The sequence below is a fragment of the Actinomycetospora sp. NBC_00405 genome (assembly GCF_036044095.1).
GTDB classification, from domain to species: domain Bacteria; phylum Actinomycetota; class Actinomycetes; order Mycobacteriales; family Pseudonocardiaceae; genus Actinomycetospora; species Actinomycetospora callitridis.
This window is the reverse complement of the sequence record NZ_CP107938.1, coordinates 1,561,493-1,573,332: the sequence shown is the minus strand read 5'-3', so window position 1 is coordinate 1,573,332 and position 11,840 is coordinate 1,561,493. Positions and strand designations below refer to the sequence as shown.

Below are 11,840 nucleotides of genomic sequence, written 5' to 3'. Positions count from 1 at the left end.
CGGGTCGACGCAGCGGTCATCCGATCACCGCGGCGGCGCCGCAGGCGCCCGAGGAGGACCCGTGACGACCGTGATGTCCGAGAGCCCGACGACCCCCGACACCGGCGAGATCGTGATCGCCGTGCCCGCAGGCCCCCGCGCCGCCGCGGTGCTGAGCTGCCGTCTCCACGGCGTCATCGCGGGCGCCGGCCCCGGGGCGTCGCTGACCCTCGTGGTCGAGGCGGGCGACCGGGCCGCCGACCCGGACGTCGCCCGCGTGCTCACCTGCGCCCGCGAGTCCGCCGAGAGCAGGGGCCTCGTCCTCGTCGTCCGGTAGCCACACGTGCTTTCCTGGACGCATGGCGTTCGTCCGGGGTCACGCGCGGGAGTCGGGGTGGGTGGTCAGCCACTACCGACGGCCCCAGCGCGCCGGGGACGACCAGCTCCCGCTGCCCGGGCAGCGGGAGCCCGCCGAGGCTCAGGTCTGTGACACCACCGGGTCCGCCGATCCGGACCCCGACGACGACGACCCCGACTCCGTCGTGCGCGCCATCCCGCGTCGCACCGCGTCGACGAGGTAGGGCCGCAGGCGCTCGGGCTCGACGATCCGGTGCACCGAGCCCATCTCCTGGGCGCGGGCCACCGAGTGTTTCGTGTCGAACTCGTCGGCCACCTCGCCGAGCTTCTCCGAGCGCACCACCGGGCGGATCGCGCTCAGCTCCGTGCGCAGCTCGGCGACGTCCTCGCCGCGCTCCAGCCGCTCACTGATCCGGGCCTCGAGCTCCGCGACGCGCGGGTCGGCGGCGACGCGCTTGGCCACGTCGCCCGCGAAGACCACCGCGGCCGCCGGGGCTCCGCCGATCACCGAGGCGTACGAGCCCTCGACCGCGGCCACCTCCATCTGGTCGTTCAGCGTCCCGGAGAACACGACGAAGGCGCCGCCGTGGTAGCGCGAGACCACGCAGAACACGATCGGGCCGTCGAAGTTGACCACCGCCCGGCCGATCTCCGCGCCGTACTCCAGCTGCAGACCGCGCAGTGACTCCGGCGAGCCGTCGAAGCCCGAGAGGTTGGCCAGCACGACCACCGGACGGTTGCCGCTGGCGGCGTTGATCGCCCGTGCCGTCTTCTTCGACGAGCGGGGGAACAGCGTGCCCGCCGTCCACTGGCCCGGCCCGTCGACCGGCGGCGGGCCCCGGCGGGGGAGCGGCTTGGACTCGATGCCGATGAGCTCCACCGGGTTCCCGCCGAGGTGGGCGTCGAGCACGACGACGGACTCCGCGGCGTGCATGTCGGCCCAGCGCTCGAGCGTGGCGTGGTCGGTGTCCGCGACGCCTTTCATGAGCGAGCGGATGTCGAAGGGCTTCTTGCGCTCGGCGTTGGACGCGGGGTCGAAGATCTCACCGAGCGTCGTGAACCCGTCGCCGTGGTGGGACGAGCTGCGGACGTCGCGGTCGACCGGGTCCTGGCTCGGCGCCGGGCGCGGGAAGCGCTCGCCGGCCACGACGTAGGTGTGCGCGTAGTGACGCAGCAGCACCTCCACCGCGCCGGAGAGGTCCGGCGCCCAGTACTGGGCCTGCCCGTTCGGGCCCATGATCCGGTCGTAGCCGCCGATGCCGTAGTTGTCCTCGGCCGAGACGCCGCCGGAGTAGTCCAGCGACTGCTTGCCGGTGAGCACCATCGCGGAGTCCGGCGTCATGACGAGGATGCCGCGGGTGTGCATGAGCATCGTCGCCTCGGCGTTCCAGTACGGCTGGGCGCCGACGTTGATGCCCGTGACGACGACGTTGATCTCGCCGCCGTCCTGGGTGAACGTGATGATCGCCCGGAGCACCCGGGAGATCCAGTCCATGTTCTCGGTGCCGGAGTCCATCGCGATCTTGGCGCCGGCCGAGACGGCGTACCACTCGACGGGCACGCCGTGCTCGCGGGCGAGGTCGATCGCGGCGAGGACGCGGCGGCACTCCGGCTCGGCGATGGCCCCGAGCGCGCGCGTCGGGTCACCGAGCAGCAGCACGCGGGTCAGGCCCTCGGGCTGGCGCCGGGTCGGCGTGGTGACCATGCCGAGCACGATGTTGGCGGTGTTCGCCCCGTAGGGACGGTCGACCGGCACCGGGCGCAGGGTCTCCGGGTCGATGTCGTACTCGGTGAACGTGCCGGGCGGCCCGTCGAGGTCGGGGTTGCGCGTGACCAGCGGGACGAGCTCGTAGGGGTAGAGCGCGCCGCGCCGCTCGGCCTTGATCACCTTCTGTGTGTAGGCGTCGAGCTCGGCCATGGGGTGCGACGGCGGCTCGGTCACCCGCAGGGTCAGGCCGGCGCCCGGTGGGCGGGTCATCCGCAGCACGTAGTCGTGCGTCGGCGCCGAGGGGTCCTCCGCGGCGCCGTCGCGGGACCGGAACCGCACCATGACCTGCTCGATCCCGAGGGCGTCGGTGCGCGGCGCGAGCGTGCGCACGATGCCGTCGAGCTCGGTGAGGGGCACCTCGACGACGGGCCACACGTAGAGCAGGACGCGGTTCCAGCGCAGGCCGGCGAGGTCGGTGTCGGCGGCCCGGACCGAGCGCAGGCTGTCGAGCGCCGCGTCGAGCACGGCCTCCACCTGCGGCAGCGCCCGCACGTTCCCGTCGTCGTCGCGCAGCACCGTGAGATCGCGGACGTCGCCGGTGACGATCAGCCGCCGGTCCTCGGGCACGTTGCGGCCCTGCGCGTGGAAGAGGTGGACGTCGGTGGCCGACGACAGGCGCGTGAGCTCGAAGTCGCGCAGCCGCCACAGCCCGAGCCGCTCGGCGACCATGGGGTGGAGGCCGCGCAGGGTCCGGTCCTCGACGGGCGTGAGGTCAGCGCCATCGGTAGGGCCGGGGTCGGTGCCCTCGGCGGTGTCGGGACGGAACGTGAACCAGCTGGTCCCGCCGTCCCCCTGGCCGTCGGTGCCCCGGACCCCGACGGTCACCCGGGCGACCGCCGCGGGGACCGTCGCGATCTTGTCCTGGATCCGGGCGGCGCGGTCGTCGGGACCGTCGCTGGCCTCCGGCCCCCGCGGGGAGGCGACGTAGAGGTCGATGAGCACCCGGTCGCCGGCGGGCAGGGCCTCGACGAGCTGGTGCAGGTCGGTCGACACGGTCGCCGGGGCGGTGGCGCCCTCGGGCTCGTCGACGGTCGCGACCGTGGCGACGACGACGTAGGAGTGCCCGTCGTGGGTGTAGCGGGCCGTCAGCACCGGGCGGCCGCCGTGCTCGACGACGCGGACGTCGCCCACGTCGCGGATCAGCCCGTAGTACCTCCGGGTCATCACCTCGAGCATCACGGCGTGGTGGCGTTCGGCGAACACCCCGAGGATCGGCTCCCCGGAGGCGACGATGTCGTCGATCTGGGTGGCACGCTCGTCGGGGTCGTCGGAGAGCGCGTCGAGCTCGCTGCGCACCCGGGCCTGGACGCGGGCGCGCTCGGACTCGATCAGCGGCGCGTCGAAGCAGCGGAACCGCACCTGACGGGCGAGGTCGCCGATCTGGGGGTGCCGCACCTGGGTGGCGGCCACCAGGTGGTCGAGCACCGTGCGGTAGGCCTCGCCCTCGCGGGCCGCGGACTCGGGGTGCCGCAGCCGGGCCCCGAGCAGCGCCGCGACCACCGGCTGGAGGGCGCCGGCGCGGCGATGCGCCAGGAACATGCGGTACAGCGCCGGGCCGAGCAGCTCCGGGGCGCTGTCGAGGTCGGTGACGCCGTAGTGGGCCAGCGCGCGCCGCAGCTTGAGGCGGAACGACTCGGGCAGCACCTCGGCGTCCGGGTCGCGGGAGCGCAGGTAGGCGTAGAGGTACTCCTGCGGGTTGCGGGTGGACTCCTCGTCGACGGCGGTGTCGTCGACCTCGCCGCCGCCCTCGAGGCGGCGGTTGCGCGAGAGGGCCGAGAGGTCGGCGACGGTGCGCAGGATGTCGATCTCGTCGTGCAGCACGTCCGGGTCGTCCGCGGGGAGCTCGTCGCGGGCGCGGTCGAGGGCGGCGAGCAGCGGGCGGGCCTCGCGCTCGTCGACGTCGTACCCGAGGACGAGGGCGTGCAGGGCGTCCAGCGCGTCGTGGGCACGCGTCCGGGCATCGGCCCGGTCGGCGTCGGCGACGGGCGGGGCGAGCGCGGCGAGGCTCACGCGGTCCGCGCCGGAGCCCCCGGCGCTGTCGTCGGCGTCGGGCTCGAGCCGGACGAGCCGGGTGCCGCCCTCGACCTGGGTGTTGGCGTCGACGATGACCTCGGCGACCCGGCCGGAGACCGGGGCCCGCAGCGCCGTCTCGAGCTTCATGCTCTCGACGACGGCGACGGTGTCGCCCTCGGCGACCGTGTCGCCGGGGGAGACGGGGATCGACACCACCATGGCCGGGGCGGGCGCGCGCACGAGCCCGGCCTCGCCGCCGGCGATGCGGTGGACGGCGCCGTCGACCTCGACGAGGTAGTCCGAGCCCTGGGTGACCGAGAGGACGCCGAAGGTGCGGCCGCCGACGGTGAGGCGGCGCTCGAAGCGCCCGGAGCGCTCGACGACCACGTCGACCCCCTCGGGGCCGTCGCCGTCGAGCACCACGCGGTAGTGCGACGGGCGTGCGCGGGCCACCCGCAGCCGGTAGGACTCGCCGACGACGCGCACGTCGACCTGGTGCCACACCTCGTGGCCGACCTCGGGGCGCCCGCGCTCGGCCGAGAGGAACAGCCGGCCCTGCTGGCGGAACTCGTGGGCGCCGTGCGCCTCGACCGCGGCGGCCAGCAGCGCGATGTCGACGCGGCGCGGCGGCGTGTAGCCCTCGGCCATCATCCTGTCGAGCCACGTGGTGTCCGCGGTGCCCTGCGTGACCTCCGGGCGCGAGAGCAGGTCGAGCAGGAACGCCTTGTTGGTGGTGCCGCCCTCGACGACCACGGCGGTCTGGCGGATCGCGCGCGCCAGCCGGGCCCGCGCCTCGTCGCGGGTGCGCCCCCACGAGATGACCTTCGCGATCATGGAGTCGTACTGCGGCGGGATGACGTCGCCGGTGGCCACGCCCGTGTCGACGCGGATGCCGGGCCCCGCGGGCAGCACGAGGTGGCGGATGGCGCCGGGCGCCGGGGCGAAGCCGTGCTCGGGGTCCTCGGCGGTGAGGCGGGCCTCGATGGCGTGGCCGGAGGCGGGCGGGTTGATCGGGTCCGCCATGACCTCGTCGCCGAGCACGTCGCCGAGCGCCCCGCCCATCGCCACGTGCAGCTGGAGCTTGACGACGTCGACGCCGGTGACGGCCTCGGTGACGGGGTGCTCGACCTGGAGCCGGGTGTTGACCTCCATGAACGACAGGACGTCCTGCGCGGGGTCGTAGAGGAACTCCACGGTGCCCGCGTTGACGTAGCCCGCGGCGCGCGCGAGGTCGGCGGCGCTGCGGCGCAGCAGCCGGTCCTGCTCGGCGTCGAGCGCGGTGGAGGAGGACTCCTCGAGGACCTTCTGGTTGCGCCGCTGCACGCTGCAGTCGCGGACCCCGAGCGTGACGACGCCGCCGTGCGCGTCGGCGACGACCTGCACCTCGACGTGGCGCCCGCCGCTCACCGCGCCCTCGAGGAAGACGGTGCCGTCCCCGGCGGTGCGCTCGCCCTCGGCGGAGGCGCGCGCGAAGGAGTCCTCGAGGTCCTCGGCGCGGGCCACGTACCGGATGCCGCGGCCCCCGCCGCCGGCGGTGGCCTTGACCATGAGCGGGAAGCCGATCTTCTCGGCGGCCTCCTTCGCGGCCTCGGCGTCGGGGACGGGCCCGCCGCTCCACGGCGCCATCGGGACGCCCACGCTCTCGGCGATCCGCTTGGACTCGATCTTGTCCCCGAGCCGCTGCATGGTCTCGGAGCCCGGGCCGACGAACGTGACCCCGAGCCGCTCGCAGAGGGCGGCGAACTCGGCGCGCTCGGAGACGAAGCCCCAGCCGGGCCAGACGGCGTCGGCCCGGCGGGCGACCAGCACGCGCTCGAGCTCGGCGAGGTCGAGGTAGGGCACGGGGCCCATGTCGTCGGGGTCGTCGGGGCCGATGAGCACGGCCTCGTCGGCCTCGCGCACCGCCATCGCGTGGCGGTCCACGGCCGTGTGGACGGCGATCGTCCGGATCGGGGGCAGGTCGCCGTCGTGCTCGGCGTTCCACTCCCGGACCGCGTTGATCAATCGCATCGCGGGCTCGCCACGATTGACGATCGCGAGGCGTTGGAACGGACGAGGTGGCGCGCTCACGGTCCGGACCCTAACCGCGACCGGGGGTGCTGTGCGGCCCTCGCGACGGCCTCTAGGCCGGCAGGCGGAAACTCATCAGGCCCGGGACGTGGCCGACGTACACCGCGACGGCCGACCGCCCTGCGTCCGTCCGCGCGTTCTCGGCCTGGCGGCGGAGGAGATCCGTCACCGAGGTGCCTCCGTCACGGCCCGCCTCGTGCGCGCCCTGGGTTCTCGTGACGGCGCTCGTCGCGGTGCTCGGCCCGGTGTCCGTCCCGCGGCGGGCGACCTCGCTGAAGATCGGGGTGTCCATCGCGGGTGACGCTAGTGGCGCGCCGGGTCGGGCGGTCCCGGCTCGCCCACGATCGGGCGGGTCCGTTCACCCGGGGGAGTCGTCCCGCAGATCTCATCCCCGCGGGGTGGGGACGCACGCGGCGCGACTGTCTACGAAGACGGCATGTGCCTGTTCATCATCCTGCTGCTCATCGGGCCGCGAGCGGTCATCCTGGTATGGGCATTGGTCTCGCCGCTGCAGTGGAGTGCCGTCTTCGGCTCGTTCCTGGTCCCGGTCCTGGGCTTCCTCTTCCTGCCCTGGACGACGCTGACCTACTTCCTCGTGGCCTCCGGCGGTGTCGTCGGCCTCGACTTCCTGTTCCTGGCGCTGGCGCTGGCGGTCGACCTCTCGAGCTACGCGGGCGGCGGCGCCTACCGGCGACGCCGGGCCATGGCGTGAGGGCGCGGACGCGAATGCGCCGACGTCATCCCGGCGGGGTGATGCCAGGGCCCGGGCGGCTGCGCCACGCTCCGGTGGACCCCATCGTCACGGCCGGCCCGGAGGACGTCCCATGGTCCAGCAGCATTCCGGAGCCACCGCGGGTGGCTCCGCGGGAGCTCGGAGAGGGGGAGCCCGGCTCGGCGCCGGGGCGATCGCCTCGCTCGTCGGGGTGGGTCTGCTCGTCATCTTCATGATCCAGAACACCGATCGCATCACGCTGACGTTCCTGTTCTGGAGCTTCACCTGGCCGCTGTGGCTGTTCACGGTGGTGACGGCGCTCGTCGGGGCGCTGATCTGGTTCGGGCTGGGCGTGATGCGCCGCCACCGGCGCCGCACGGAGCGCCGGGCCGAACGGCGGGACTGAGGTGAGCGGGCACCGGTACGAGCTGAGGGTCGCAGGCCGGCTCTCGGAGCGGGCGCGTGACGCGTTCCCCGACACGACCATCGACGTCGTCCCCGCCGAGACCGTCATCTCCACGGAGGAGGTCGACGAGTCCGGGCTGCACGGGCTCCTCGCCCTGTGCCGCTCCCTCGGGCTCGAGGTGACGTCGTTCCACCGCGTGGTGCCGTAGGAGTCGTCCCCGGTGGCCCTCAGTCGTCCTCGGGCGTGCTGGTCGCGCGGGCCGTCGCGTTGCCGAAGTTGGACACGAGCCGCGCGACGAGGGTGACCAGGAAGACTTGGCCGAGCAGGGCCTCGAGCACGGCGACGGCCCGTCCGGCGTCGCGGGCGGCGGTGAAGTCGCCGTACCCGAGCGTGGTCAGGGTCGTGAAGCTGAAGTACTGCACCGTCGCGGTGTCGGGGGCCTCGCCGTTCGCGAAGAACGGCGCCGTCCCGAGCCGCGACATGCCCGTGTAGACCTCGGCGAACATCAGCCCGATGAGCAGGTAGGCGCTCAGCGCACCGGCGATCGTCTGGAGCGTCACCACGCGGTGCCGCAGGATGTGCCGGACGACGAGCACCACGGTGGCGCCGAGGATCAGGGCGAGCCACAGCGCGGCCGCTCCGCGGAACCCGTCCCCGGGGTTCGAGAGCAGCACGGCCAGCGCCCCTGCCGAGCCGACCGTCGCCCCGACCCGCAGCCCCCACACCAGGGGCCGGCCCAGCCGGGCCGCCCGGAGGGCCAGGACCAGGGCGCCGAGGTAGAGCAGCACCGTCAGGAGGCTCACCCAGGTGTCGGTGGCCAGCGCGCCCACCAGGTACCCGGCCACGAGCAGGGCGAGGACGAGCCCGTAGTGGCCCCCGCCGGCCGCGGCGGGCTCCTGGACGTCCCCGGTCACCCGATCCCCCCACGCACGAGGGGCACCCTCTCACCCGGTGGCCAGGTCGACGACGCCGACGACCACGAGGTACACCCCGACGAGGACGAACACCGTGACGATCAGGTGCTTCTTGTGGGCCTGGACCCAGGCGGTCAGGCGCGCCGCGCTGTCGCGGGTGGTCTCCGGGTGCCAGGTCCAGGACGCCAGGGCGGCCAGCGGCACCGCGTACCAGAGCAGGTTGTACACACCGACCTGGAGCAGGCCGCTGACGAGGCCGGGCCGGTCGGCCACGATCGCGGCGAGTGCCCCGAGGTAGAACACGCCCGGCAGGTGGGTGGCCACCCCGGCCACCGCGGCGTTCGTGACGGTCGGCTGGGCGAGGCGTCGCCGCAACGCGCCCGGCGGGCGGGCCGGTCGCTGCGCCGCCGGGCGGTCGGGTGGGTCCCGGAACGCGTAGTACAGCGCCATCCCCACCGACGCCGCCCCGAGCACGAGGTAGGCGACGGCGCGGCCCGTGCTGGTCACCGACGGGGGCGGAGGGCTGACGTGGACGATCGTCACGGCGGCGACGCCGACGGACAGGCTGAGCGCGAGGCCCGCGAGGACGTAGGCCAGCAGCAGGGGCGTCGGCGACCGGGCCGCGAGGAACGCGTACACCGCGGCCACCGACGTCGGGCGCACCACGCTCGCCAGGCCCAGGACGAGGACGTCGGCGCTCACGGGGCGGACCCTCGCACCACCTCGCGCCCTGCGCCATCACCTCGGGAGGAGGGTGGCGCGTCGGCGCGTGCCGGGGCCACCCACCGGAATCGTTCGGACACCCTCCGGAATCGTCGAGGTGTCGCACGCATTTCCTGCGCCGAACGTTGACGCCCGAGGATCCGAGAAAACCTGTTCAATGATGTACGACATTCCGGTTTCCCGGCTCACTCCAGGAGAATGATACTCTCACCCCGAGGATGAGAGGCGTTCCGAGGCCGGGGGTGGCGATGCCCGCCGCGGACCATGGTGACGCCCACGACGACGTGAAGTACGCCGTTCCCGTCGCGTTGCACGTCGTCGACCGCCCTCGTCTGTACGATCTCCTCGATCGCGGCGCGGAATCACCCGTCACGCTCCTCTCCGCCTCCGCGGGGTGGGGCAAGACGGTGCTCGTCGGCTCCTGGCTCACCGCGCGGGCGGTGGAGCGTCCCGCCTGGCTGACGGTCGGTCCCGGGGACGACACCCCCGACACCTTCTGGCGGGCCGTCGCGACGTCCCTGGCGGCGGTCGTGGACGCGCCGGCGGACGCCCTCCTGCGCCGCGTCGCCGACGGCCGGGGGTCGGGCCCGGACCCGGCCGACCGCGTGGCCGACGCCGTGCGCCACGTCGTCGGGCCGACCGTCCTCGTGCTCGACGACGTCCACCGGGTCACCTCGCCCCGGGTGTGGGCCGGGCTGCAACGACTGGTCACGGCGCCGTCCGGGGGGCTGCGCCTGGTGGTGCTCACCCGCCGCGACCCGCCCTGGCCGCTGCACCGGCTGCGGCTCGCCGGGCTGCTCGCCGAGGTGTGCGCCGCCGACCTCGCGTTCGTGCCGCCCGAGGCCCGGGAGCTGTTCGCCCTCGTCGGCGTGGAGCTCACGCCCGACCAGCTCGACCTCCTGGTGGCTCGGACCGACGGCTGGGCGGCCGGTCTGCGGCTGGCCGCGCTGCCGCTCCGGGTCCCCGGCGCGGACGTCGCGGGCTTCCTCGCGTCCTTCTCCGGTGACGACCGCACGGTGACGGCCTACCTGCAGAGCGAGGTCCTCGCTCCGCAGTCGGAGCGCGTGCTGCGGTTCCTCGAGAAGATCTGCGTCCTCGACCTGGTCTGCGCCGAGCTGGCCGACGCGGTGACCGGCGACGAGGACGGCGCCGCGATGCTGGCCGAGCTGTCGTCGTCGAACCTGTTCGTGGAGTCCGTGGGGGAGGGCGGACGGTGGTTCCGCCTCCCGGGGTTCGTGTCCGACGTCCTGCGCAGCAGGATGGTCGAGCCGCGTGCACGTCGTGACCTGCACCGACGGGCCGCGGAGTGGTACCGGCGCCGGTCCCTGCCCGATGCGGCCATCCGGCTCGCACTCGCCGGTGGCCTGTTGCCGCTGGCCGCCGAGCTCGTCGGCGTCCACGTCGTCGGGCTCGTGCTGCGGGGCCGGGGGCGCGAGCTCGACACGCTGCTCTCCGCGGTGCCCCGCGACGGGTTGCTGACCCACCCCGAGCTCGCCGTCGGGCTGGCGGCCGCCCGGATGGTGCACGGACACGACGAGGAGCTCGCGGACCTGATCGCTGCGGGCGAGGCACGGCTCGGTGCGCTCCCGGCCCTCCGCGCACGCCGGGTCCGCCTGGTGCTGGACCTGATCGCCCTCGCCGATGCGCGTCTACGCGGTGACCTGGACGGGCTCGCGGCGGCGTGCCGGCGCATCCCCCTCGACCCCGCCGAGCTCGCGGAGCTGGGTCTGGCCGGCTGGGACCTCGTCCGGGTCCTGACCCTCAGCAACCAGGGCACGGCGGAGCTGTGGCTGGGCGAGCTCGGCGCCGCCGAGGTCCACCTGCGGACCGCGATGGATGCGGAGCCCGCGGCGGGCGTCCTGCTCCCCCGGCTGAACGCCCAGGCCCAGCTGGCCCTGCTGGAGTGCGAACGCGGGCACCTGACGACGGCACTGGCCGAGGCCCGCGAGGTCGTGGCCCGCGCCACCGCGACCGGCTCGACGTCGACCGCGCAGATGGTGTCGGCCTACCTCGCCCTGGCGTGGGCCCACATCGACAGCGGGGAGCTCCCGGAGGCGGAAACGTGGCTGCGGAGGGCCGACGAGGTCGAGGCCGCGGCGCCCGAGCCGCACGTGCAGCTCACCGCGGCCGTCCTGCGAGCCCGGCGGCGGGCCGAGGCCGACCCGGAGGCCGCGCTGCTCGCGCTGCAGACCCGGACCCGGGCGCTCGCCGCCTCCGTCGTGCCGGCGCGACTCCGCGACCGCAGTCTGCTCGCCCAGGCCGAGCTCGCGGAACAGCTCCACGACCCGGTGCGCGGGAGGGCCGCGCTGGCGGGACTGCACGTGCCCACCTCCCCGGAGGCTGTCACCGCCACCGTCGGCATCCTCCTGCTCGAGGGCGATCCCGACGGCGCCGAGCAGCACCTCGCGGCGCTCGACGGCGAGCCGTCGAGCGTGCGGGTCCAGGTCACGACCGACCTGCTGTGGGCCCTCACGGCGGTGGCCCGCGGCGACGACGAGCCGGCCCTGCGCGCCCTCGACCGTGCGCTGCGCGCGGCCGCACCCCACGGCCTGTGCCGGCCTTTCACGCTCCGCGCCGATGGTCTGCACCGGCTGCTGAGCCGGCGGATCGAGCACGGCACCGGCGCCGCCGCCTTCGCCGTCGAGCTGATGAGCCGCCTGAGCCGTCAGCTCGATCCCGCGCCGGATCCGGCACGCCGGACGCCGGCCCCCCTCACCCCGCGCGAAACCGTCATCCTGCGTTACCTCTCGAGCACGCTCGGGAACTCCGAAATCGCCGCAGAATTGAGTGTCTCCATCAACACGGTGAAGACGCACCAACAGACGGTCTACCGAAAGCTCGGCGTCGGCGGACGACGCGAGGCCGTGCGCCGCGCGCGCGAGCTCCGGCTGCTCTGAC

The 11,840-nt window shown here is 74.4% G+C and carries 9 protein-coding genes; 5 read left to right on the top strand and 4 right to left on the bottom strand.

Annotation, left to right across the window (positions count from 1 at the left end; translation table 11 throughout):
• The first annotated feature begins 61 nt into the window (after positions 1 to 61).
• The gene (locus OG774_RS07740; protein WP_328308237.1) at positions 62 to 316 is read left to right on the top strand and encodes a hypothetical protein; all 255 of its coding nucleotides are present in this window, start codon (positions 62 to 64) and stop codon (positions 314 to 316) included.
• Between the two features lie 141 nt (positions 317 to 457).
• Here the strand turns inward: OG774_RS07740 and OG774_RS07735 are convergent, their stop codons facing one another.
• Positions 458 to 6,187 carry an ATP-binding protein gene (locus OG774_RS07735; RefSeq protein ID WP_328308235.1) on the bottom strand — a complete coding sequence of 1,910 codons (5,730 nt, stop codon included), beginning with the start codon at positions 6,185 to 6,187 and terminating at the stop codon, positions 458 to 460.
• A 52-nt stretch (positions 6,188 to 6,239) separates the two neighbouring features.
• Entirely contained in the window at positions 6,240 to 6,479 is a 240-nt protein-coding gene (locus OG774_RS07730) for a hypothetical protein (protein WP_328308233.1), read from the bottom strand.
• A gap of 144 nt (positions 6,480 to 6,623) precedes the next feature.
• Between OG774_RS07730 and OG774_RS07725 the strand changes: the two genes are divergently transcribed.
• The 3 genes from OG774_RS07725 to OG774_RS07715 all read left to right on the top strand — a co-directional run bounded on the left by OG774_RS07725 (position 6,624) and on the right by OG774_RS07715 (position 7,513).
• Positions 6,624 to 6,899 (top strand): hypothetical protein, encoded by a 276-nt coding sequence (locus tag OG774_RS07725; protein WP_274197935.1) that lies wholly within the window; start codon positions 6,624 to 6,626, stop codon positions 6,897 to 6,899.
• Positions 6,900 to 7,011: 112 nt separating this feature from the next.
• Positions 7,012 to 7,305 (top strand): lipopolysaccharide assembly protein LapA domain-containing protein, encoded by a 294-nt coding sequence (locus tag OG774_RS07720; protein ID WP_328308229.1) that lies wholly within the window; start codon positions 7,012 to 7,014, stop codon positions 7,303 to 7,305.
• A 1-nt stretch (position 7,306) separates the two neighbouring features.
• On the top strand, positions 7,307 to 7,513 hold the full coding sequence (locus OG774_RS07715) for a hypothetical protein (protein WP_328308227.1): 207 nt from the start codon (positions 7,307 to 7,309) through the stop codon (positions 7,511 to 7,513).
• 19 nt (positions 7,514 to 7,532) lie between these two features.
• On the opposite strand, the gene OG774_RS07710 is transcribed toward OG774_RS07715, so the two are convergent.
• Together OG774_RS07710 and OG774_RS07705 are read right to left on the bottom strand one after the other, a co-directional pair.
• Positions 7,533 to 8,219 carry a potassium channel family protein gene (locus OG774_RS07710; protein WP_328308225.1) on the bottom strand — a complete coding sequence of 229 codons (687 nt, stop codon included), beginning with the start codon at positions 8,217 to 8,219 and terminating at the stop codon, positions 7,533 to 7,535.
• Positions 8,220 to 8,249: 30 nt separating this feature from the next.
• Positions 8,250 to 8,921 (bottom strand): GAP family protein, encoded by a 672-nt coding sequence (locus OG774_RS07705; protein ID WP_328308223.1) that lies wholly within the window; start codon positions 8,919 to 8,921, stop codon positions 8,250 to 8,252.
• Positions 8,922 to 9,190: 269 nt separating this feature from the next.
• On the opposite strand from OG774_RS07705, the gene OG774_RS07700 reads away from it, so the two are divergent.
• Positions 9,191 to 11,839 (top strand): LuxR C-terminal-related transcriptional regulator, encoded by a 2,649-nt coding sequence (locus OG774_RS07700; RefSeq protein WP_328308221.1) that lies wholly within the window; start codon positions 9,191 to 9,193, stop codon positions 11,837 to 11,839.
• The last annotated feature ends 1 nt before the right edge of the window (position 11,840 follow it).

Bases quoted from the DNA above. Each gene is read 5' to 3' on its own strand.
- OG774_RS07725 (WP_274197935.1), top strand. From the start codon at position 6,624: ATGTGCCTGTTCATCATCCTGCTGCTCATCGGGCCGCGAGCGGTCATC.
- OG774_RS07700 (WP_328308221.1), top strand. From the start codon at position 9,191: ATGCCCGCCGCGGACCATGGTGACGCCCACGACGACGTGAAGTACGCC.
- OG774_RS07720 (WP_328308229.1), top strand. From the start codon at position 7,012: ATGGTCCAGCAGCATTCCGGAGCCACCGCGGGTGGCTCCGCGGGAGCT.
- OG774_RS07730 (WP_328308233.1), bottom strand. From the start codon at position 6,479: ATGGACACCCCGATCTTCAGCGAGGTCGCCCGCCGCGGGACGGACACC.